The sequence below is a fragment of the Phaeobacter italicus genome (assembly GCF_001258055.1).
GTDB classification, from domain to species: Bacteria; Pseudomonadota; Alphaproteobacteria; order Rhodobacterales; family Rhodobacteraceae; genus Phaeobacter; species Phaeobacter italicus.
On record NZ_CVRM01000022.1, the window covers coordinates 14,396 to 35,669 of the forward strand.

Genomic DNA, 21,274 nt, shown 5'->3' on the forward strand with positions numbered 1-21,274 from the left:
TTGTGGCTCTGATCCTGGGGTTTTGGGGCTTATTTTGCCCAGCTCACCGCCGTCAGATCGGTGGCCTGTGTCGGGGCATTGGCCCAGAGCCCCTGCAGATCGGCCTTGGCGACGCTCAATGATGCCAGCTGGAACAGGAAGCCGTTCACATAGTCATTGGCAATGATCTCCTGCGCCTGTTGCAGCATCTTGGTGCGGGCGTCGGGATCGGTGGTGCCGGTCAGCTCTGCCATCAGGTCCTGAAAGGCCGCGTTGTCATACTGGAAGTAGTAATCGGGCCGGGCATAGATGCCGATATCCATCGGTTCGGTATGGCTGACGATCGACAGACCGAAATTCTTGCCCCGGAACACGGTTTCCAGCCACTGCGCCCATTCCACGTTGATGATCTCGGCGGTGATGCCGACCTCGGCCAGTTGCGCGGCGATGATCTCTCCCCCCCGGCGGGCGTAGGACGGCGGCGGCAGGTGCAGCGTGGTGGTGAAGCCATCGGCCAGGCCCGCCTCTGCCAGCAGTGCGCGGGCTTTCTCCGGGTCATGGGCGCTGGTGCCGGTCAGGTCGACATAGGCTGGGTTGTGGGGCGCGAAATGGGTGCCGATCGGGGTGCCGTAGCCAAACATTGCGCCATCAATGATCGCCTGCCGGTCGATCGCATGGGCCACGGCGGCGCGGACCTTGGGATTGTCGAAGGGCGCCTGTTTGTTGTTGATCGACAGAATCGTCTCACCCTCGGTGGAGCCAACAAGAACCTGGAACCTTGGGTCGGCCTCGAACTGGGGCAGGTTCTCTGGCGCGGGGAAGCCGGAGAAGGCATCCACATCCTCAGCCATCATCGCGGCAAAGGCGGCGGTCGGGTCAGAGATGAACTTAAAGGTCGCCGCACTTAGCGCCGGGGTGTCTCCCCAATAGTTGGGGTTGCGGGCAAGGTCGATGCGATCACCCTGCACCCAGTTGGTGAAGGTGAAGGCGCCAGTGCCAACGGGGGTGGTCTTGATCGTGTCGATGCTCTCTGGTGCGACGATGACGGCATCGCCCCATGCGAGGTTGAACAGCAGATTGCCGTTGGGCTGTGACAGGGTGATCTGGACAGTCAGCGGGTCAACGACATCCACACTGGCAATATCGGCAAACAGTGCTTTTTGCGCGTTTGTGCTATCCTCGGCGCGGGCGCGATCGAGGCTGAATTTCACATCCTCTGCGTCCATCGTGGTGCCATCATGGAAGGTCACGCCATCCTGCAGGCGGAAGGTATAGGTCAGCCCATCCTCTGAGATCTCCCAGCTCTCGGCAAGGCCCGGCACAACAGAGCCGTCGCCCATAAAGCGGGTGAGCCCCTCGAAGACGTTGGAATAAAGCACCTGATCAATGGCGCCCGCAGCGGCGCTGGTGGGGTCAAGATGCGGCGGTTCCAGCTGAAGGGCCACGGTGACGGTGTCGCGCGCGGATGCGGCCCCCGCCAGAATGGCCAGTGCGGAACTGGCGGCAAACAGGAATGGCAGTCGTGTCATCGGTGGTGTCTCCCTCTGGTGGTGGCCGTATTTTGTGACCTTTAGGAAAACTGTTCCGCATTTTCCGTCAGGTAATCAAGGTTGACGGGACATTTCGCCCCCTAGAAGCGCGCAGCGTAAATTGCTAGCGGTGCGCAATGCGAACGGAGAGGACAGCATCATGAGTGCAACGGCCCGCAAAATGGCACCCAACGCCGAGGATATTCGCGCCCGCAAAGGCGGCACCCCGCTGGTGAGCCTGACCGCCTATACCACACCGATGGCGCAGTTCATGGACGGTCATTGCGATTTTGTGCTGGTCGGCGACAGCGTCGGCATGGTGCTGCATGGGCTGACGTCCACGCTGGGGGTCACCATGGAGATGATGATCCTGCACGGGCAGGCCGTCGCGCGTGGGCTGAGCCAGTCGATGATGGTGATCGACATGCCGTTCGCCAGCTATGAAGAAGGCCCCGCGCAGGCGTTTCGCAATGCCGCGCGCCTGATGGCGGAGACCGGCGCGGGCGCGGTAAAGCTGGAGGGTGGCGTGGAGATGGCGGAAACCATCCGCTTTCTCGTGAAACGTGGCATTCCGGTGATGGCGCATATTGGCCTGACGCCGCAGTCAATCAACACGCTTGGTGGCTACAAGGTGCAGGGCCGCGATGCGCAGGTCGATGCCGTGCTGGCCGACGCCCGTGCCGTTGCCGATGCCGGGGCATTTTCCGTGGTGCTGGAAAAGGTGCCGCAGGGGCTTGCGGATCGGATCACCGCAGAGGTTGCCATTCCCACCATCGGCATTGGTGCCAGCGCGGGCTGTGATGGTCAGATTCTGGTGGTTGATGACATGCTGGGCTTTTTCACGGCCTTCAAGCCCAAGTTCGTGAAACGCTATGCCGACCTCGGCCCCTTGGCAGAGGCCGCCATTTCCGAGTATGCAGCCGACGTGCGCGCGCGCCGTTTCCCCGCGCCCGAGCATGTGTTTGCAGACCAGGCCCCGATGGCTGCCAAGACGGCAGCGTCCAAGGCCCCGCAAAAGGACTGATCCCATCATGACTGCCCCGATCCTGCGCCGCCTGAGCGATCTGCGCGCGTTGCATTCCGAATGGCGCCGCGAGGGTGCCCGCATTGGTCTGGTGCCCACCATGGGTGCGCTGCACGAGGGGCATCTGTCGCTGGTTGCTGCGGCCAAGGCGGCCTGCGACCGGGTGATTGTCACGATTTTTGTGAACCCCAAGCAGTTCAACAATGCCGAGGATCTGGCGAAATATCCCCGCACTGAACTGGCGGACGCAGAGAAGCTGGCCCCTTATGGTGTGGATGCGATCTATGTGCCGGATCCCGATCAGATCTATCCCGAAGGCTATGCCACAACCGTCTCTGTTACGGGGCTGACCGATGTGATGGAGGGCGAATTCCGGCCTGGCCATTTTGACGGTGTGGCGACTGTGGTGGCCAAACTGTTCCTGCAAAGCGGTGCGGATGAGGCATTTTTCGGGGAAAAGGACTATCAGCAGCTGATGGTCGTGACCCGGATGGCCCGCGATCTGGATATTCCCATCACCGTGCATGGATGCGCCACCGTGCGCGAAGCCTCGGGGCTGGCGATGTCTTCGCGCAACATGCGCCTGTCACCAGAGGCGCTGGGCAAGGCCGGGCAGCTGTATCCGGTGTTGCGGGAGCTGGCAGATCAGCTGCAGGCGGGGGGGCGGTTTGACGATATTTTGCCAGCCGCCAAGGCCCGTCTGAGCGAGGAGGGCTTTGGGGAGCTGGAGTATCTCGACTTGCGCTGCGGCGAAACTCTGGCACCGCTGGAGCGCGCGGACCGGCCCGCGCGTCTGCTGGTTGCGGTCTGGCTTGATGGGATCCGGCTGATCGACAATATCGCTGTTGATCCGGTCTGAGGCGGATTGGACAAACTAATCGATTAGTAGGGGCTGGTAGCGGTACCGCTTTTGCGTCTAATCTCTGCTCCGACACGACCCAGGGAGGGGCAGAGATGACATTTATTCTGGCGATCGATCAGGGCACGACCTCGACCCGCGCCATCCTGTTTGACGAAAAGATGCAGGCAGTGGGCTCTGCCCAGCAGGAGTTCACCCAACATTTCCCGCAGGCCGGGTGGGTGGAACACGATCCAGAAGACCTGTGGCGCACGACGTTGGATGTCTGCCGCAAGGTGATGGCAGAGCAGGGCGTCAAGGCTGGCGATATCGCAGGCATCGGCATCACCAACCAGCGCGAGACCACAGTGGTCTGGGATCGCCACACCGGCGCGCCCATCCACAACGCAATCGTCTGGCAGGATCGCCGCACCAGCGCAATCTGCGAAGAGCTGCGCAGCGCGGGCCATGAGGACAGTGTGCGGCAGAAGACGGGCCTGCTGCTGGATCCTTATTTCTCGGGCACCAAACTGAAGTGGATTTTGGACACCGTGCCGGATGCGCGGGCGCGGGCCGAGGCCGGTGATCTGCTGTTTGGCACTGTCGACAGCTTTCTGATCTGGCGCCTTACTGGCGGTGCGTCGCATGTGACCGACGCGACAAATGCGGCCCGTACGCTGATGTATGACATCCGCAAGGGACGCTGGAGCAGCGAGATCTGTGGCTTCCTCGGCGTGCCGCGCGATATGTTGCCGGAGGTCAGGGACTGTGCCGCCGATTTCGGCACCACCAAGGAAGAGTTTCTGGGCGGAGAGATCGCCATTCTGGGGGTGGCTGGCGATCAGCAGGCAGCCACCATCGGGCAGGCCTGTTTCCAGCCGGGGATGATGAAATCAACCTATGGCACCGGCTGTTTTGCGTTGCTGAACACCGGCGACACGCCTGTTGTGTCGCAGAACCGGATGCTGACCACCATCGCCTATCAGCTGGATGGTGCACCAACCTATGCGCTGGAGGGCTCCATCTTTATTGCGGGGGCCGCCGTGCAGTGGCTGCGTGACGGTCTGGGGATCATTGCCAATGCATCAGAGACTGGCGATTTGGCGATGCAGGCTGATCCCGGTCAGGACGTCATCCTTGTCCCTGCCTTCACCGGGCTGGGTGCGCCATATTGGAAGCCGGACTGTCGCGGCGGAATGTTTGGTCTTACCCGTGGTTCGGGCCCTGCGGAATTTGCCCGCGCGGCGCTGCAATCGGTGGCCTATCAGACCTGCGATCTGTGGGAAGCGATGCGGGCGGATTGGGATGGTGACACCCAGGTCACGCTGCGCGTCGATGGCGGGATGAGCGCAAGCGATTGGACGATGCAGAGCCTCTCTGATCTTCTGGGGGCCGCTGTGGACCGTCCGGTGATGCAGGAAACCACGGCGCTTGGGGCGGCGTGGCTGGCTGGGATGCGTGCCGGGGTCTATCCGGATCAGGCGGGCTTTGCCGAGACCTGGGCGCTGGACCGTCAGTTCACACCGCAGATGGAGGCTGACGTGCGGGATGCGGCCTATGCGCGCTGGAAACGCGCGGTTGAGGCGGTTATCGGCGTGTAACACTTTGCTGCAGGCGGCAGGATCTCCCGCCTGTTTGCGCCCTTTCAGGAAAAGGCCCCCACAGTTGGGCGTGGCGCCGCGCACTGCGCGGCGTTTTTCGTTGTACCCGGCCGGTGTCAGCCGATCCTTGCACCGGGTGGCAGCGTTGCCGGGCGGGCATTCAGCTCTTCGATGGAGAAGCCCGCGATGGATTTGTATTTGGCGGCATGGGCGGCCAGGTCTTCGTGCGGGATCACGGTGTTGATGTCGGTGAAATCACCTCCGCAGAGGTCTTCGACCTGTTGCAGCACGCCATCCGGCCCGCCGCCTGCGCGATTGGCGGTGGCCACTGCGGTGGTCACCGGGCGCACGGCTGTTTCATAGGCGGCGAGCGCGTGCTGTGTGACACCCAGCGCAAGCATCTGTGCGCCAATGATCCGGGCATCGACAATCGCCTGGCTCGCCCCATTGGAGCCAACAGGGTAGGTGGGGTGCGCGGCATCCCCCATCAGGGTGACCGGACCGTCCTGCCAGGCGGGCAGAGGATCGCGATCAACCATCGGGTATTCATACACGATCTCGGCCCCGCGGATCAGAGCCGGGATGTCGATCCAGTCGAATTGCCATTCGGCAAAATCCGGGAGGAAATCGGCGATATCTGCCGCGCGGTTCCAGCTTTCACGGTTCCAGGCCGCAGCGGGGTCGAATTGTTTTTCTGCGATCCAGTTGATCGTGGCGATTCCTGCATCGTCCGGCTGGCTGATCGGATAGGCAACAATTCGCAGGTGATCGTGGCCGATCATCGCCATCGCGGCGCCGCCATGAAAGGAAGGGGCACGGGTTGTCGCGCGCCACAGGATGCGACCATTCCAAATCGGTGCGCCCTCGTTGGGGTACATCTGGGCACGGATGGCAGAGTGGATGCCGTCGGCTGCAATCAGCATGGTGCCCTCTGCGCTGCGACCGCCCTCGATGTGAAGACGAACGCCCGCGCTGGTGTGGTCATACCCCGTCGCACGCGCGCCCGTGGTGATGACATCGTGGCCTGCCCGCTCTACCAGCGCGTGGTAGAGCATCATCTGAAGTTCCCCGCGGTGGACGGAGTACTGCGGCCAGTTGTAGCCGGCGGCCTGCCCGCGGGGTTCTTCCCAGATGGTCTTGCCAAGTTTGGAATAAAACCCGAGCTGGGCGGTGCGAACTCCGATGGCAGAGAGGGCATCCTCCAGCCCGAGATCGATCAGCTCGCGCACTGCGTTGGGTTGAAGGTTGATGCCCACGCCCATGGGTTTCAGCGTTTGGGTGGCTTCGTAGATATGAAAAGGCACACCCAGGTCGTGCAGGGTGAGGCCAAGGGTCAGCCCGGCAATTCCTGCGCCTGAAATCAATACGGTCATCTTGTCCATCCCCCGGTTGGCCGCGCAGCTGGCGGCAGCAGCCTGCCTGTGTTTCTTGTGGCGCAACATGGCAGGAGCCGGGTTCAGATGGCAACAGGGCAAAGGCGGGAGAGGTTGCGCCATTTCGCCCTTGTTAGAGCCTGAGTTCAGCTGTCCTCGGCGCTGCCAAGGCTGAGGTCGGGGCCAAAGATCACGTCTGAGTAACTGTTGAGATAGATCTTGAGCCAGGGCGTAAATCGATCCGGATGGCGCTGCACTTCGGCGAGAAGGTCGTGATAATCCACCCAGCGGGTTTCCATGACCTCTTCGGGGTTTGGGGCCAGTTTGACGGGCCGGTGGGCATGGGCGAGGAAGACATCGACAACCTCGTGTTCGATGAGCCCGTTGCCGACATCCGCCCGGTATTCGAGGTGGTGGCGGAATTCGGGATATAGTCCGGTGATGCCCAGCTCTTCTTTCATGCGACGCACGGCACACGCAGAGGAGGGTTCATCCCATTGCGGATGGGTGCAGCAGGTGTTCGCCCACAGGCCTGGCGTATGGTATTTGCCAAGCGCGCGGCGCTGCATCAGGATTTCACCGCCTTTGACCACAAAGACAGAGACCGCCTTGTGCTTTAGCCCTTTTTGATGGGCGGCCAGTTTTTCCACCGGGGTGAGCGTGCCATCAACCCAGGCCGGGATCATATGCGACATCAGTGGCCCTCTCGCAGGTGTGACGTTGGGCCGTGCGGCAGGGAGCGTGCAAAAAGGCAGGTCATCAGCAGAAAATCGTGTCCCATCATGTCCCGAAGCAGGTGTGACGAAAGTGAGCAGGTTGAGCGTGAAAGGCAGGTGCGCAGTGGCTCTGCGCCGATCCTGACCGGCTGATAAACCAGCATTTGCGATATGGCAATTGTGCGAAAAGCCGCGGCCAGGGGCGCGCGGCTTTTGCAGATGGATGACAGCCGGGATCAGTTGGTGGCTGCGTCTTCGCTGGCGGTCTCTGCCTCAGCCGGGCCGTGCTGCGCGAGGAAGGCATAGATGTCTTCGGCACCTTTTTTCAGGCGGAAGGACATTTTGGATTTCGCTTTGGAATCGTCCAGGTATTCACGCAGGAACCCCTTGGGGTCTGCGGTGTAGGCGGCAAAGCTTTCGGCGTCCCACGCCAGGCCCTGTTCGCCCGCGGCAACGATGTCATCACCGTAGTTGAAGCCCTCAACCGAGCCAGCGGTGCGACCAACGACACCCCACAGGTTCGGGCCAGTCTTGCCACCCTTGATGATCACATCGCCTGCATCAGAGACGACCATGTGGCAGGATTTGCATTTGTTGAAGCCTTTTTCGCCCTTGTCCGGGTCACCTTCGGCGAAGGCAGGGGCGGCCAGCAGGCCGAGGGCCGCAACAGCAGTCATAAGTTTCATTTCGCTTGCTCCAAAATTGAGTTGGCTTGGTCAATACGCGCCCGGCGGCGGGAAGAGTCAAACGGACGTGTTGACGCATTCCCGCGTGGTGCCGGTTGGTCCCACCAATTGGCCCGCAAAGGACATAGGTCAAGCCACGGAAGCCCAGGCAGGGGCGCGTTGGCGGGATTGTGACCATGAAACGCGGGTTTAGCGGAGATCGTTCCAGGCAGGGAGCAGATCCCCCGGTTCGGCGCGCGCCTCGGCGGCGGCCCGTGCAATGGCCCGACTGAGGCACAGCGCGGCGGCGTGGCAGATGTCGCCCAGATCTGCCTCAAGCTCTCCGCCCGGGGTGGCTGTGCTGGCATCACCGGTGCTGAGCGCAAACACCAGATCCCCGTCCCCCGGCGAATGAGCAGGCACGATGGCCCACGCGATCCCGTCATGGGCGGCGATGGCGAGGCGTTGGCATTGTGATTTGCTGAGCGGGGCGTCCGTGGCGACGATGGCAATTGTGGTGTTGCTGCCTTCGCTCGGGAGCTCTGCCGCGGCGGCCAGTTCCAGCATGGACGCGACCTTGAGGCTGGGGTCCGGGCTTGCAAACCCGCCGCGTGGATCGGCACCAACCCCGCCGAATTCATTGCCAATCTCGAAGGGGGCGGCCCAGAAATGGCGATCGCCCGGAGTTGTAACGGAGCCAAGGGGATTGGCGGCCACCAGTGCGCCGACAGTCACCCCGCCCGGCAGTACAAAAGATGCAGACCCAAGCCCGCCCTTGACGCGCGAAGCCAGCGCGCCGGTGCCCGCGCCCACGCTGCCCAGATCAAATTCGACCGCAGCCGCGTCATAGGCGGCGCGCCCAAGGGCGGCATAGGGGTTGTGCTGCCAAGATTTGTCACCGCCGTTCAGCAGATCAAAAAGGATGGCCCCCGGCACAATGGGCACGCGCGCAGGACCAACGGCAAAGCCGCGCCCGTCATCGCGCAGACCCGCGACCACGCCGGAGCAGGCATCGAGGCCAAAGGCGGACCCGCCAGAGAGCACCAGCGCATCGATCTGCGCGACGGATTTGTCGGGCGCCAGCAGATCGGTTTCCCGTGTCCCTGGCGCGCCACCCATGACGTGCACCCCGGCGGTGAAGGGCTGATTGGCGGTTAGTACCGTGGTGCCGGATTTCAGCTTCCGGTCCTGGGCATTGCCAACCTTCAGGCCGGGGACATCGGTGATCAGGTTCAGGGGACCGGGTTTCATGCCTTCATCCTTTGTGATGTGCCGAAGGGGGGGATGCCTCCGGCGGGAGTATTTGGGGAAAGATGACAGACGGGGCTGCGTCTGGCTGCGTGGTCAGATGCAGCGGCCGCCGTCGACTTCCAACGCGACGCCTGTGACCATGCTGGCCTCGTCCGAGCACAGGTAGCAGGCGGCATTGCCCATGTCTTCGGGGGTAGAAAACCGGCCGATGGGAATGGTGGAGAGGAATTTGGCGCGGATTTCGGGCGTGTCCTCTCCCATGAAGGTTTTCAGCAAGGGGGTTTCGCCCGCAACCGGGTTGATCGCATTGACGCGGACGCCAGAGGGGGCAAGCTCTACCGCCATGGTGCGGGTCGCGGTGATCATCCAGCCCTTGGACGCGTTGTACCAGTTGAGATTGGGACGCGGTGACACCCCCGCAGTCGAGGCCACATTGAGGATTGCCCCGGATTGACAGGATTTCATATGCGGCACCAGGGCCCGGGCCGTGAGGTAGACCGACTTCATGTTGACGGCAAAGACGCGGTCAAAGTCGTCTTCGCTGACCTCTTCCAGCGGGGTAGGCAGGTGGCTGACACCTGCGTTGTTGACGAGGATATCCACCTGTCCGAAGACCCGGAGCGCGGTTTCGGCCATCGCGTCAACCGACGCTCTGGCGGAGACATCAACTGCCTGGGCAATGGCGCGATCGGCGCCGTATGTGGCGCAGGCTGTTTCAGCCGCTGATTGGGCGGCATCGGCGTTGATATCGGCAATCATCACCTGCGCGCCTTCTTGCAGGAATTTGTCGACGATTCCCGCACCGAATCCAGATGCGCCGCCTGTCACGATGGCACGTTTCCCGTTCAGCCGCATGGTGTTGTCCTCCCCGAGTTGACTTTGCGGCAGCTTGGCCGGGAACGCGGGGCAGTGCAATCGCCGGGTTAGTCGAGGTCGATTTTACCCCGCGTCGCCTTGATGTCGCTGCGTTGGCGTTTTGCATCCAGACGGCGGCGCACAGATCCGCGGGTGGGTTTGGTGGCGATCCGGCGTTTGGGGGCGACGAGGGCCTTGCGCACCAGTTCGGCCAGCCGTTCGCGCACGAGATCGCGATTGCGCTGCTGCGAGCGGGTTTCGTCGCATTGCAGGATGATCGCGCCCTCCTTGGTCCAGCGTCGGCCTGCCAGCCGTTTGAGCCGGGACTTGACCGCAGCGGTGAGCGCGGGGGAGCGGGCGGCCTCGAAGCGGAGTTCGACCGCGGTGGCGACCTTGTTCACATTCTGCCCGCCGGGCCCCGAGGCCCGTACGAAGCTTTCGGTCATTTCCCAGTCCTGTAGGGAGATTTCATCGGTGATCCGCAACATGGGGCGATCTTACCTTGTCGCTGGCCGGGCTCCAAGTGGCTGCGGCGCAGGACAGTGTTCTGGGACATGGCAGGCGTCCATGAAAAAGGGCCGCGCCGAAGATCGGGCGGCCCTTTCATGAAGTTGTAAGAGCAAAGGCAGGTTAGGGCATCTTGCCCAGCCGGATGGCTGCTGCCAGAGAGGGCTGCCTCAGAGGCGGGCCGCTCCGGTTGTTGCTGCGCATTGCTCCAATACCTTCTTAGACACTGGATCACCTCCTTTTCTCACTGTTTCGGTTGAGACAGAGGGTGGCACGCTCTGGCGTTTTGTCAAAACAAAAATCGCCAGAGCGCCATTCCAGGTCAGCCGGCTGTTGCTTCCTTGCGCAGCAGGCGGCCAACGATCAGGCGGAACGGGACCAGCGCCAGAAGAGCGAGGCCGATCTTGACGCCCCAGTCAGCAACGGCCAGCGATACCCACAGCGGGGCGACCGGACCAGAGCCCAGAATTGGCAGCATTTCACCGGCCCAGGACACATCATTGCCCGGCTCGATCCAGGTCAGCGTGGCGGAGAAGGCGATGGAGAAGAACAGCGCAGTGTCCACAGATGCACCGATCAGGGTCGAGGCCAGTGGCGCACGCCACCAGGCGCCGTTGCGCAGCGCGGCAAAGATCGACACATCGAGGAGCTGAGCGGTCAGGAAGGCAAGGCCGGAGCCGATTGCGATACGCAGGGTGACCAACGGGCCGAATTCACCCATGATCTGGGTGCCGATCAGCGAACAGATGACGCCGACGATAAAGCCTGCAAAGACCACTTTGCGCGCGGGGCCGGTGCCGTAGACGCGGTTGGTGATATCGGTGACGAGAAAAGCGATCGGGTAGGTAAAGGCGCCCCAGGTCAGCCATTGACCGAACAGGAACTGCACCAGAATGTTGGAGGCCACGACGACGGCGGCCATGGCGAAGACGCCAGGAAGATAGGAACGTGTCATTTTGTAGTCCGTTTTTTAGACAAGGTCGCGGAGACTTGTTTCGCGCTGCGAAAGATCAGGCCGTTTAGCGGAGATGGGGGCATTGTGGCAAGGGGTTTGTCCTGACGCGTGCGCCAGGTCAGGTGCGTGCAGTGGCACAGAAGCGGCTGCTCACTCTGGCAGGCGGTATTCGACCAGCTCCGTTCGCTGGAGCGACTGGAAATTGTCGTCGGACACCATAGTGGCCCGCAATGCGCCGCTGCTGTCGCGCCAGACAGAGATGCCTTCAAGGTTGTCATGAAGGCCCAGACCGGTTTGCAGAAGCGTCACCTCGCCGCTGATACCGGTGTCATCCACATCAAAGCGGCGTAGGCGACTGCGAAAGCCAATGAAACCAAAGTCCCGCTCCAGCAGGTAGAGCCTGCCATCGGGGCCAAAGTCAGCCCCGACCGGCAGGAATGCCCCGCGGCTTGGCAGATCAAAGGGGCGGTCCCAGCGGCGGCCATTCCAACGCCAGACGGGGATCGTGCCGGCCTTGGTCAGGGCCCGTTCAGGAAGGGTATAGAGGCGGCCCTTGTCGTCGATTGCGAGGGCCTCGAGTGCCTTGTTCAGTGGCAGGCGGCGAAATGCCTTGGGGCGGGGCAGCACTTCGGCACGGCTGTCGCCGCGGGTGTGGCGAACGACGCGGGAAACCCCCTCAAACGAGATGAACAGCGTGCCGTCCTTGCCAATGGCGAGCCCTTCGGAATCGACAATGCGTCCCCGCAGCAGTTTTCCGTTTGAGGCGCGCAGCTTGTGGGTTTCTACAGGGGTGATGCCGGTGATGGGTTCCAGCGCGTCATCCGACCGCGCAATATTTGCGGTGACGATGGTTGCGCGGTCGCTGATCACCGTCATCTGACGGCCATCCTTTGACAGCGCCAGAGCGGAAAAACCGCCAAACCACTTGGCCGGGTGTGTCCAGCGGTAGCTTGCGACCAGCTGCGCAGCACCTGGCTGCGCGGCCGAGGCCACCGGGCGATAGACCTGCGCCCCAAAGAGCGACAGGCCCGTCGCGGCAGCCAGGCCAAGACCTAGTTTGATTGCAGTACGGCGGCGCATTGTTGTGGCAGATCCGATAGAGTGTGTTCGCGCCGTGGCGTAGGCTTGGGGGCGTTGGGGTCGCGGGGTTTGGGCGGTGGTGGGTTCAGGATGTTGCTGACCCATTCGCGGGCATCATCGCAGCCATCACCGCGGGGCGGTGGATCCTGATTGACGCAGCCCTGCGCACCGGGCGGGCATTTCAGGCGCACATGAAAGTGGTAGTGGTGGCCAAACCAGGGGCGGATTTTTCGCAGCCAGTCCCGGTTGCCCTTTTCATCGTTGCACATCTGCACCTTGGCGCCCGGAAACACAAAGATCCGCGCGACACGGTCATCCTTTGCGGCGGCGCGCAGGATGGCGTGATGCTGAGATGTCCAGTTGGAGTTGGTATAGGCGCCCTTGGCGCGGCGCAGGGAGATGGAGGAGATCTTCTCGCGTTCGGCAACAGAGAGATCGAGACGATCGGCAGGCAGCATCCAGATATCCGCGTCCAAGCCCATCTGATGGCTGCGATGGCCCGACAGCATGGGCCCCCCACGCGGCTGGCTGATGTCGCCGACATACAGCCCGTTCCAGCCGTTCTGGCTTGCGGCGACGCGGCTCAGATCCTTGATGAAGTCGATGGTTTCGGGATGTCCCCAGTTGCGATTGCGCGACAGGCGCATGGCCTGCCAGGTGGGGCCGGTTTGGGGCAGTTGTTCAGCCCCGGCAACGCAGCCTTTGGCGTAAGAGCCGTGTGGTGCGGGATTCTGGGCGGAGCCGCTGCGCTTGGCCCCGAAAAGCTGTTTGGCGGGCACGCCCGAGTCGGCAGAGCGACTGACCACCGGGTTTACAGTGGGTGAGCGGCTGTCTGCGGCGGGCCCGCAGGCGGCCAACAGGAGGGCGGTGAGGGTGATGTATCGACTGAACTTCAACTCTGGTCTCCTTCCGCGTTGACCCAGCGCAGCACGAACAGCCCCGCAAGGAAGAGCAAGATGATCGGCGTGATGCCCAGGCGGGGGCTGCCGGTCATGGTGGTGGCGATGCCGATCAGGGCCGGTGCCAGAAAGGCCGTGGCGCGACCCGAAAGACCATAAAGGCCGAAGGCCTCGGTCGCGGTTTCGGGCGTCGTGTGACGCACCATGAGACTGCGGCTTGCAGCCTGAAGGATACCGCCAAACCCGCCGATCAGGACGCCACATGCAAAGAAGACGATATCCGGTAGCTTGGATCCTTCGGCAAGGGGAATGCCGAGGATCTGTTCCCGTGACATGCTGACCACGATCAGGCAGACGACGGTCAGCACGAGGATTGAGGTGCGGATAACGGGCTTGGGGCCGTACCTGCGATCTGCGAACCCGCCGACCCAGCAGAAAAACGCGGCGGAAATGGCTGAGACAATGCCAAAAATCCCGATCAAGGTGATCTGCCAGTCCAGCACCAGCCGTGCGTAGATCCCCCCGAAGGTGTAAAGCCCGTTCAACGCATCCCGATAAAGCATGGAGGAACCCAGATAGCTCGCCAGGCTGAGGCGGTTGCGCAGGCTTTTCACGGACCGCAGAACAGAGCCCACAGCCTCTTGCATCGTGGCGCGATTGCCGGTCGCAGAACCGTCGCGGACCCAGAGGAAATAGGGGATGATGAAGACGACGAACCACAGAGCCGTGATTGGGCCAACGATACGGGTGTCTTCGCGCAGGGCAGGGTCAAGCCAGAAGGCGGGGGTCAGCCCGATGAGTGTTCGGCCGTTGGCGCTTTCGACAAAAAGGGTGAGCATGATCGCCAAGGCAACAACACCACCGAGGTAGCCGATGGCAAAGCCGAACCCTGACAGGGTGCCGACATCTTCGCGCAGGCCAAGGGAGGGCAGCTGCGCGTTCACGAAAATCAGCGCAAACTCCGCCCCCAGGAACCCAATCCCAAAGACAAACAGCATCAGATAGAGGTTGGAGCCTGCAGGATCCGTAAACCAGAGCCCGGCAGCTCCGATGACATACATCAAGGAAAACAACACAACCCAAGGTCGCCGCCGTCCGGAGATATCGGCAAAGGCGCCCAGAAACGGTGCACAGATCCCGATGGTCAGCCCAGCGATGGTCAGGCAAAGGGACCAGGTGGATTGCGCCTGAGCCTTTGCGGCCTCTTCTGCCAGCCCTTGCGCCATGAATGCGTCTGTTGCGACAGCGGCAAAGAAGGGGCCGAATATGAACGTGATCAGCAGCGTGTGATAGGGCTGGCTTGCCCAGTCAAAAGCCCACCATCCCCAGATGCGTTTGCGCATGGAAATCTGCGTCATGCTCTGCCTGCCCTTACCCTGCCTGCTACCGATACTCACCACCCCAAGACCGTAGCCGGGCGGGTGATGTGGTCATTTGTGACCTTTACCTATCGGTATGACAGGGCAGAGCAGGGTTAGGCAAGCGCGAGCTGCAGGAACGGCAGCGCCCTGCCGAGCGTCAGGGCGTGGCGGTCTGGTCCTGCATCGGGGGCCAGGGACGCCCTGCGTCGGCTGCGCACCAGTCCCTGATCCAGTCGGGCATTTCCGGGCTGGATTGGTCGGTGCGACCAAGGGCGGCGAGCACCTCTGTTGGGGCAACGATCCCGCGCGAGTCGGTCACGGCGGTGCGCAGCATGACGTGGCTGGCGCAGTCGCCATTCGATTTCCACATGGATTGTTCCAGATAGATGAAACGATCATCCCAGGCGACAGTACGGGTGCGCATCTCGAACCGTTCAAAACCGCGGATACGGCGGCGGAACCGCACGGTGGTGCCTGCAACAGTCAGCCCCCAGCGGCGTTTGCGCAGGGTTGTAATCAGCCCGACCCGCTGCGCCAGCATGGTGCGCCCCAGATCATAGAGCGTCATGGCGCGGCCATTGTTCAGCTCCAGCCAGATATCAAGATCCCAGGGCCAACAGATATGGCGCGAGACATGCGTCTCTGTGAGGTCCAGAGGCGGCATCCGACGGGCAACCAGAACGTCTTTGATCAGGCGAAAAATGGGAAACATGAATCCGAAACTCCTGCGGCAATGGACGCAGGGTGTTGCCCTGTGTTTACAGCGCGTCAACCGCAACCTCGCGGCAGCCTTGCGATTTTGCGCGGGCGGGCTTACCTGTGGACAAGCTCCAAAAAGGGAAAGATGAGATGCTGTCGCTGTTTCAAATTCTGATGCTGATCCTGGACATCGTCTGGTTCTTCATCATCGCTCATGTGATCATGAGCTGGCTGATCAACTTCCAGGTTCTGAACCTCAATCAGCAGTTTGTGGCGCAGATCTGGTATGGCCTGAACCGCCTGTTAGAGCCGCTATACGGCCCGGTCCGTCGCATTCTGCCAAATATGCAGGGGCTTGATCTGGCGCCGCTGGTGGTGCTGATCGCGGTTTATGCGCTGCGGATCATCCTGACCAACAACATTGCGATGTTCTACTGACGGCCAGCGTGTTGCCAGTGACGTGATTGCCAGCCGCCGGGGAGAGATCCTCGGCGGTTTTGCGTTTTCAGGGTGCGAAGTGTTGCCGCGTGGCTCTTGCCGCCCGATTCCTCCTGTGGGATTGTGCCTGCCAAGACGAGCAGACCAGCAAAACGAGGCCCCAAGCCCCCATGTCCGCACTCCAGCCGGAAATGACCGCACCCGTCGGTGCGACAGCTCATGGCGCAACGCCGTTGTTGCGCGAAATTTTCGGGTTTGATGCATTCCGGCCCGGACAGGGAGAGATCGTCGATGCCGTCACCGCCGGGGAAAACGTGCTGGCGATCATGCCGACCGGTGGGGGCAAGTCGCTGTGCTATCAGCTGCCCGCGCTGATGCGTGATGGGATTACGGTGGTGATTTCGCCGCTGATTGCCCTGATGCGCGATCAGGTCCGTGCCCTGCAGGAGGTTGGGGTGGCGGCGGGCGCGCTCACCTCTGGCAATACCGACGAAGAAACAGAGGCGGTCTGGCAGGCAATTGAAGACGGGCGGCTAAAGCTGCTTTACATGGCACCGGAGCGGTTGGCCTCTGGGGCTGCGATGGGCATGCTGCGCCGGATCGGCGTTAGCCTGATTGCTGTGGACGAGGCCCATTGCGTCAGCCAGTGGGGCCATGATTTCCGTCCCGATTACCTGCGGATCGGAGAGCTGCGTCGCGCGCTGGATGTTCCTCTGGCCGCGTTTACAGCAACAGCGGACCAGGAAACCCGCGAGGAAATCGTTGAAAAGCTGTTCGATGGGGATGCGCCGCGCAGCTTTCTTCGGGGGTTTGACCGCCCCAATATTCATCTGGCGTTTGGCATCAAGGATAGCCCGCGCCGCCAGATCCTGGAATTTGCGGCGGCCCGAAAGGGACAGTCTGGCATCGTCTATTGCGGGACCCGCGCCAAGACAGAGGCGCTTGCGGCGGGGTTGCGGGACGCAGGTCATGTGGCCTGCCACTATCATGGTGGCATGGAGGCCGAGGATCGTCGCGTGGTAGAGACCCGTTTTGCGCGCGAAGATGGTTTGATCGTCGTGGCCACGGTGGCCTTTGGCATGGGGATCGACAAGCCGGATATTCGTTGGGTTGCCCATGCAGATCTGCCGAAGTCGATTGAAGCCTACTATCAGGAAATCGGCCGGGCGGGGCGGGATGGTGCACCTGCCGAGACGCTGACGTTGTTTGGCCCCGAAGACATCCGCCTGCGCCGCAGCCAGATTGACGAAGGGCTTGCGCCACCGGAACGTCGGGGCGCGGATCATGCCCGGCTCAATGCGCTATTGGGACTGGCTGAGGCGTTGAAATGTCGCCGCCAGAGCCTGCTTGCCTATTTCGGTGAAGAGGCCGAGCCTTGCGGCAACTGCGATCTGTGCGATCAGCCCGTTGACGTGTTCGATGGCACCACTGCAGTGCGCAAGGCTTTGTCGGCAATATTGCGCACAAATGAAACCTATGGGTCGGGCCATCTGATCGACATCCTCGTCGGCAATGAAACCGACCGGGTAAAGGAAAAACGCCACGACGAGCTGTCGGTTTTTGCCTGTGGCAAGGAATACGGCAAACGCCAGTGGCAGGCGGTTTTTCGTCAGATGATGGGACATGATCTGGTGCGCCCGGATCCCGAACGCCATGGTGCGCTGCGTATGACCGAAGCGGCGCTGCCGGTTCTGAAAGGCGAGCAGGAGGTTGCGCTGCGGCGCGATACGATCACGTCGGCCAAACGCAGCCCGGCGGTAAAGGCGCTGGTTTCGGACGAGGATGCGCCGCTGCTGTCGGCGCTGAAAGCCAAGCGTCGTGCCCTGGCAGAGGCGCAGAAGGTACCGGCCTATGTGATCTTCAACGACCGGACCCTGATCGAGATGGCCGAAACACGTCCTGACACGCTCGACCAGCTGGCGCGCATTGGCGGTGTCGGCGCGAAGAAACTGGAACGGTATGGCGATGCGTTCCTGTCCGTCATCACCGGTGAGGCAGCGCAGCTGCATCCCATGCGGCGCAAGCTGGCCGGGCGGGATGCCGGATCGGTCTATGACCAATTGCTGGAGGTTCAGGCCCAGCTGGGGCGGGGCGACTGCGGCACGCAAAAGCCGCTCAGCTGCTCTGCGGCACAGCTGGCCAAGCTCGCGCAGATGCGTCCGCAGGATGAAGCGGCCATCACAAGGCTGTTAGGAGAGCGCCGCGCGGAACGTTTTGCCGGGGCGTTTCTGGACGTCTTGCGCGGCGCGACCTAAGTATCACCCAGAACCAAACGGGGGCAGAACATGCTGGTAGTGACTTCTCCGGCGAAAAAGCTGGATTGGAGCGCGCGGGAGGTCGATATGACCTGGCCCGCAATGCACGATGCTGCGCAAGAGCTGGTGGGCTATGCGCGGGATCTGTCGGTTGGCGATTTGATGAAGCTGATGCACATCAGCGAGGATCTGGCGAAGCTGAACCACGAGCGGTTTCAGAGCTTTGCCGCGGATCCGGGCCCGGATGATATCCGCCCGGCGGCGCTGGCCTTTGCCGGGGATACCTATCAGGGGCTGGAAGCTGGCTCGCTTGATGCGGATGAAATGACCTGGGCGCAGGATCATTTTCGTATCCTGTCCGGTCTTTACGGTCTGCTGCGCCCGCTGGATGCAATGCAGGCCTATCGCCTGGAGATGGGCTCGCGCCTGAAGACCGAGAAGGGCAAGAACCTGTATGAGTTCTGGGGCAGCCGGATTTCGGAGGCGCTGAATGCGCAGGCCGAAGCGATGGGCAGTGACCTGCTGGTGAATTGCGCCAGCCAAGAATATTTCGGCGCTGTTGATCTGAAGGCGTTGAAACCTCGGGTGATTTCTCCGGTCTTTATGGAAGACAAGAACGGCACACCAAAGGTGGTCAGTTTCTATGCCAAACGCGCCCGCGGTGCGATGGCCCGCTATATCATTCAGAACCGTCTGACAGAGGCGGCGTCCCTTTTGGAATTTGATGCTGGCGGCTATCGGCACATGCCCGACCTGTCAAAGCCGGATCAGCCCGTGTTTCTGCGGGCAGGGTGAGGGCCGGATCAGCCGTTTGGCTGGGCAGATGAAACGTAAACAGGCCGGGCTATTGCCTGGCCTTTTTGGTGTGATCAGGGGCGAGGGGGCTGCGTTGGCTTTCAGGCTGCGCCTGACTGGGTATCTGCAGCGTCTGCAAGCGGCGCCGCTTCCGCCGGAAGGTAGGCATGGATACGCTCGTGGATCAGAGCCTTGCGCAGGGGTTTGGTCAGATAGTGATCCAGCCCCGCGGCCAATATGCCGTCGGCGTCCCCGGTCATGGCGTGGGCCGTCAAGGCGACCACTGGCGTATAACTGCCTGATCCGTATTCCAATTCGCGGATTTTCTGGGTGGCCTCCTTGCCGTCCATGACGGGCATCGAGATATCCATGAAAATCAGGTCAGGCTGGAAGGATTGATAGCCTTCAACGGCCTCAACGCCATTGTTGGCAAACTGCAGCTCTATGTTCAGCTCCTTGACCATCTTGCGGAAGACAAGCTGGTTGGTGCGATTGTCTTCGGCGGCGAGGATCCGCATGCGCCGGGCGCCGGTCGCCCCAACGGGAGTGAGCGGCACCGGATCGGTGTTGGCTGGCTGTGTCGCAGGCTGTTGCGGGGAAGCGGCCTGATCTGAAATCGCCTGCAGCTTTGACTGCTCCTGCTGTCGCGGGCGCACGTTGGCTGTTGGCTCCGGAGCGGGTGCCGGTGGCAGGCTGGCAATCGCCGCCGCGTCGCCGTGCAGGGCGGACAGGCGGATGTACAGTTCTTCCCGCTGCAGAGGTTTGAGCAGAATGCTGTCTGCAGCGGCCAGAACCTCTGGGTTGCTGGGCGCTGTTGGATCACCACTGATCATGAGGATCGGGACAGAGGCATAGGGGCCAGCGCGGACCTTGCGGCAGAAGTCCACCGCTTCTTCATCTGCCAGAAGTTCGTCGCAGACGATCAGGTCGATACTGGGGTCAAGATAGGCGAGCGCAGAGGCGCCATTGTCCATCAACACAACCTCAAGCCCCAGAAGCGCCAGTTGCTTGTTCAGGATGTCGCGCATCACGGAGGGCGCATCGACAACCATCACCTTGCGCAGCGAAGGCGGCATTGTCGGGATGGCGGCCGTGCTCTCGGCGGCGAGCGGCAGTTTGATACGGAAGCCAAAGCAAGATCCCTTGCCGACTTCGCTTTCGACCCAGATCTCGCCTCCCATCAGTTCGATCAGGCGCTTGGTGATTGCAAGACCAAGGCCAGTACCCTCGAACTTGCGGTTTTGTTCGTCATCGACCTGATTGAATTCCCCGAAAATGTGCTGAACCTTTTCCGCGGGGATGCCGATACCGGTGTCTTCGATGGCGACATGGATGGAGCAGAATTCATCCTCCGGACTTGAGATCCCGGTGATCTGCAGATTGACATGGCCTTCGGTTGTGAATTTGACGGCGTTTCCGACAAGGTTTGTCAGAACCTGGCGGATGCGACCCGGATCCCCGACAAAGCTGGTTGGGAGGAACAGGTCATAGTCGAGAATGAGGTTCAGCCCTTTTTCGCGCGCAGTTGGCTGCAACAGCATCAAAACCTCATGCACGCTGCGTTCCAGATCAAATGGTTCCGGATGCAGGATGAGTTTCTGGGCCTCGATTTTGGAATAATCGAGCACGTCGTTGATGATGACCAACAGTGCCTCGCCAGAGTTTTTGATCGTATTGGCGTAAAGGCGCTGTTCCTCGCTGAGGTTTGTGTCGCTCAGCAATTCTGCCATCCCCACCACCCCGTTCATGGGAGTGCGGATTTCATGGCTCATGTTGGCAAGGAAGGCCGATTTGGCGCGGTTGGCCGCCTCTGCGCGTTCGCGTGCGGCTTCCAGCTCTTCCTCATATTGGACAGAGGCAGTGATATCGAGGGCCATACTGACCATATCGCCGGAGTTGCCACGTTGATCGACGAGGCGCAGATAGCGATCATCCCACATGCGTACCACAACCGGTTCGGGTGTGGGATGCAGCCAACGCTCAGTCATCTCCGCGCGCCAGTCATCCGGGTCGCGCTCGCCAGTGTTGATGAGACCTTCGTCGGTAAGAATTTGCAGCAGCCGGACATAGGAAACACCCGGTTCCACCTCTTCAAGGCCGTCAAACAGCTCAAGATAGGCGGCGTTTGCGCTGATCAGTTTGCCGTCAGAATCAAAAAAGGCGAATCCATCCTGAATCGCCTGAATCGAATCCCACAGTCGCTGTTCGGCGCGCTCCACCTTTTCATTGGCGGTGGACAGGTCAAGTTTGACCTTGGCATTTTCGTCCTTGGTTTTTTCGACTTCGGCTTTCGTTGCGCCAATTTCTCTAGTCAAAGCAAGGGCATGGCGGCCTAGCTTGCGGTTGGCTGCAGAAAGTTCGGCCTGCTTCAGCTCAAGCAGGCGCTCCGCCGCGAGGCGGGCACGTCTTTCTTCTTTCAATCTGTCGGCAAGGCTCATCCCTGCAAACTCCACA

The 21,274-nt window shown here is 61.6% G+C and carries 19 protein-coding genes; 6 read left to right on the forward strand and 13 right to left on the reverse strand.

Annotation, left to right across the window (positions count from 1 at the left end):
- Positions 1-29: 29 nt before the first annotated feature.
- Positions 30-1,508 carry an ABC transporter substrate-binding protein gene (locus tag NIT7645_RS08760; protein ID WP_050686681.1) on the reverse strand — a complete coding sequence of 493 codons (1,479 nt, stop codon included), beginning with the start codon at positions 1,506-1,508 and terminating at the stop codon, positions 30-32.
- Between the two features lie 160 nt (positions 1,509-1,668).
- Between NIT7645_RS08760 and panB the strand changes: the two genes are divergently transcribed.
- The 3 genes from panB to glpK all read left to right on the forward strand — a co-directional run bounded on the left by panB (position 1,669) and on the right by glpK (position 4,971).
- A complete protein-coding gene (gene panB / locus NIT7645_RS08765; protein ID WP_050687074.1) occupies positions 1,669-2,532 on the forward strand; it encodes a 3-methyl-2-oxobutanoate hydroxymethyltransferase in 864 nt (287 codons plus the stop codon).
- Positions 2,533-2,539: 7 nt separating this feature from the next.
- Entirely contained in the window at positions 2,540-3,391 is an 852-nt protein-coding gene (gene panC / locus NIT7645_RS08770; RefSeq protein ID WP_050686684.1) for a pantoate--beta-alanine ligase, read from the forward strand.
- Between the two features lie 95 nt (positions 3,392-3,486).
- Positions 3,487-4,971 carry a glycerol kinase GlpK gene (gene glpK, locus NIT7645_RS08775; RefSeq protein WP_050673986.1) on the forward strand — a complete coding sequence of 495 codons (1,485 nt, stop codon included), beginning with the start codon at positions 3,487-3,489 and terminating at the stop codon, positions 4,969-4,971.
- 116 nt (positions 4,972-5,087) lie between these two features.
- Here glpK and NIT7645_RS08780 read toward each other — a convergent pair whose 3' ends face one another.
- The 11 genes from NIT7645_RS08780 to NIT7645_RS08835 all read right to left on the reverse strand — a co-directional run bounded on the left by NIT7645_RS08780 (position 5,088) and on the right by NIT7645_RS08835 (position 15,345).
- Positions 5,088-6,344, reverse strand: coding sequence for a flavin-dependent oxidoreductase (locus tag NIT7645_RS08780; protein ID WP_050687077.1), 1,257 nt, complete (start codon positions 6,342-6,344; stop codon positions 5,088-5,090).
- 146 nt (positions 6,345-6,490) lie between these two features.
- Complete coding sequence (gene idi / locus NIT7645_RS08785; protein ID WP_008560181.1) at positions 6,491-7,039, reverse strand: isopentenyl-diphosphate Delta-isomerase; 549 nt, start codon at positions 7,037-7,039, stop codon at positions 6,491-6,493.
- A gap of 257 nt (positions 7,040-7,296) precedes the next feature.
- The gene (locus tag NIT7645_RS08795) at positions 7,297-7,746 is read right to left on the reverse strand and encodes a c-type cytochrome (protein ID WP_037302634.1); all 450 of its coding nucleotides are present in this window, start codon (positions 7,744-7,746) and stop codon (positions 7,297-7,299) included.
- A gap of 189 nt (positions 7,747-7,935) precedes the next feature.
- Positions 7,936-8,976, reverse strand: coding sequence for a P1 family peptidase (locus tag NIT7645_RS08800; RefSeq protein WP_050686689.1), 1,041 nt, complete (start codon positions 8,974-8,976; stop codon positions 7,936-7,938).
- 93 nt (positions 8,977-9,069) lie between these two features.
- A complete protein-coding gene (locus tag NIT7645_RS08805) occupies positions 9,070-9,831 on the reverse strand; it encodes an SDR family oxidoreductase (protein WP_050686692.1) in 762 nt (253 codons plus the stop codon).
- Between the two features lie 68 nt (positions 9,832-9,899).
- On the reverse strand, positions 9,900-10,319 hold the full coding sequence (gene arfB, locus NIT7645_RS08810; RefSeq protein WP_008562128.1) for an alternative ribosome rescue aminoacyl-tRNA hydrolase ArfB: 420 nt from the start codon (positions 10,317-10,319) through the stop codon (positions 9,900-9,902).
- A gap of 341 nt (positions 10,320-10,660) precedes the next feature.
- Positions 10,661-11,293, reverse strand: a complete 633-nt coding sequence (locus tag NIT7645_RS08815) for a queuosine precursor transporter (RefSeq protein ID WP_008559467.1) — start codon at positions 11,291-11,293, stop codon at positions 10,661-10,663.
- 150 nt (positions 11,294-11,443) lie between these two features.
- Positions 11,444-12,373 (reverse strand): esterase-like activity of phytase family protein, encoded by a 930-nt coding sequence (locus NIT7645_RS08820; protein ID WP_008559974.1) that lies wholly within the window; start codon positions 12,371-12,373, stop codon positions 11,444-11,446.
- Positions 12,346-13,269: a penicillin-insensitive murein endopeptidase gene (mepA, locus tag NIT7645_RS08825; RefSeq protein WP_046211656.1), complete on the reverse strand. Its 924-nt coding sequence runs from the start codon at positions 13,267-13,269 to the stop codon at positions 12,346-12,348. Before mepA ends, NIT7645_RS08820 begins: the two co-directional genes overlap by 28 nt.
- Positions 13,266-14,630, reverse strand: a complete 1,365-nt coding sequence (locus tag NIT7645_RS08830) for an MFS transporter (protein WP_050686693.1) — start codon at positions 14,628-14,630, stop codon at positions 13,266-13,268. Before NIT7645_RS08830 ends, mepA begins: the two co-directional genes overlap by 4 nt.
- Before the next feature lie 160 nt (positions 14,631-14,790).
- A complete protein-coding gene (locus NIT7645_RS08835; protein ID WP_050686695.1) occupies positions 14,791-15,345 on the reverse strand; it encodes an acyl-CoA thioesterase in 555 nt (184 codons plus the stop codon).
- 137 nt (positions 15,346-15,482) lie between these two features.
- Here NIT7645_RS08835 and NIT7645_RS08840 point away from each other — a divergent pair, with 137 nt between their 5' ends.
- From NIT7645_RS08840 to yaaA, 3 genes are all read left to right on the forward strand, one after another.
- Complete coding sequence (locus NIT7645_RS08840; RefSeq protein WP_037303032.1) at positions 15,483-15,770, forward strand: YggT family protein; 288 nt, start codon at positions 15,483-15,485, stop codon at positions 15,768-15,770.
- A gap of 170 nt (positions 15,771-15,940) precedes the next feature.
- Positions 15,941-18,025, forward strand: coding sequence for a DNA helicase RecQ (recQ, locus tag NIT7645_RS08845; RefSeq protein ID WP_050687079.1), 2,085 nt, complete (start codon positions 15,941-15,943; stop codon positions 18,023-18,025).
- 30 nt (positions 18,026-18,055) lie between these two features.
- Positions 18,056-18,820, forward strand: coding sequence for a peroxide stress protein YaaA (gene yaaA, locus NIT7645_RS08850; protein ID WP_050686697.1), 765 nt, complete (start codon positions 18,056-18,058; stop codon positions 18,818-18,820).
- Positions 18,821-18,921: 101 nt separating this feature from the next.
- Here yaaA and NIT7645_RS08855 read toward each other — a convergent pair whose 3' ends face one another.
- A complete protein-coding gene (locus NIT7645_RS08855; RefSeq protein WP_050687081.1) occupies positions 18,922-21,258 on the reverse strand; it encodes a response regulator in 2,337 nt (778 codons plus the stop codon).
- Positions 21,259-21,274: the final 16 nt, after the last annotated feature.

Coding starts and splice junctions, on each gene's coding strand:
- NIT7645_RS08835 (WP_050686695.1), bottom strand. CDS start 15,345: ATGTTTCCCATTTTTCGCCTGATCAAAGACGTTCTGGTTGCCCGTCGG.
- recQ (WP_050687079.1), top strand. CDS start 15,941: ATGTCCGCACTCCAGCCGGAAATGACCGCACCCGTCGGTGCGACAGCT.
- NIT7645_RS08800 (WP_050686689.1), bottom strand. CDS start 8,976: ATGAAACCCGGTCCCCTGAACCTGATCACCGATGTCCCCGGCCTGAAG.
- NIT7645_RS08795 (WP_037302634.1), bottom strand. CDS start 7,746: ATGAAACTTATGACTGCTGTTGCGGCCCTCGGCCTGCTGGCCGCCCCT.
- NIT7645_RS08805 (WP_050686692.1), bottom strand. CDS start 9,831: ATGCGGCTGAACGGGAAACGTGCCATCGTGACAGGCGGCGCATCTGGA.
- NIT7645_RS08840 (WP_037303032.1), top strand. CDS start 15,483: ATGCTGTCGCTGTTTCAAATTCTGATGCTGATCCTGGACATCGTCTGG.
- NIT7645_RS08855 (WP_050687081.1), bottom strand. CDS start 21,258: ATGAGCCTTGCCGACAGATTGAAAGAAGAAAGACGTGCCCGCCTCGCG.
- NIT7645_RS08815 (WP_008559467.1), bottom strand. CDS start 11,293: ATGACACGTTCCTATCTTCCTGGCGTCTTCGCCATGGCCGCCGTCGTC.
- panC (WP_050686684.1), top strand. CDS start 2,540: ATGACTGCCCCGATCCTGCGCCGCCTGAGCGATCTGCGCGCGTTGCAT.
- NIT7645_RS08760 (WP_050686681.1), bottom strand. CDS start 1,508: ATGACACGACTGCCATTCCTGTTTGCCGCCAGTTCCGCACTGGCCATT.
- NIT7645_RS08780 (WP_050687077.1), bottom strand. CDS start 6,344: ATGACCGTATTGATTTCAGGCGCAGGAATTGCCGGGCTGACCCTTGGC.
- NIT7645_RS08830 (WP_050686693.1), bottom strand. CDS start 14,630: ATGACGCAGATTTCCATGCGCAAACGCATCTGGGGATGGTGGGCTTTT.
- idi (WP_008560181.1), bottom strand. CDS start 7,039: ATGTCGCATATGATCCCGGCCTGGGTTGATGGCACGCTCACCCCGGTG.
- yaaA (WP_050686697.1), top strand. CDS start 18,056: ATGCTGGTAGTGACTTCTCCGGCGAAAAAGCTGGATTGGAGCGCGCGG.
- panB (WP_050687074.1), top strand. CDS start 1,669: ATGAGTGCAACGGCCCGCAAAATGGCACCCAACGCCGAGGATATTCGC.
- NIT7645_RS08820 (WP_008559974.1), bottom strand. CDS start 12,373: ATGCGCCGCCGTACTGCAATCAAACTAGGTCTTGGCCTGGCTGCCGCG.
- glpK (WP_050673986.1), top strand. CDS start 3,487: ATGACATTTATTCTGGCGATCGATCAGGGCACGACCTCGACCCGCGCC.
- arfB (WP_008562128.1), bottom strand. CDS start 10,319: ATGTTGCGGATCACCGATGAAATCTCCCTACAGGACTGGGAAATGACC.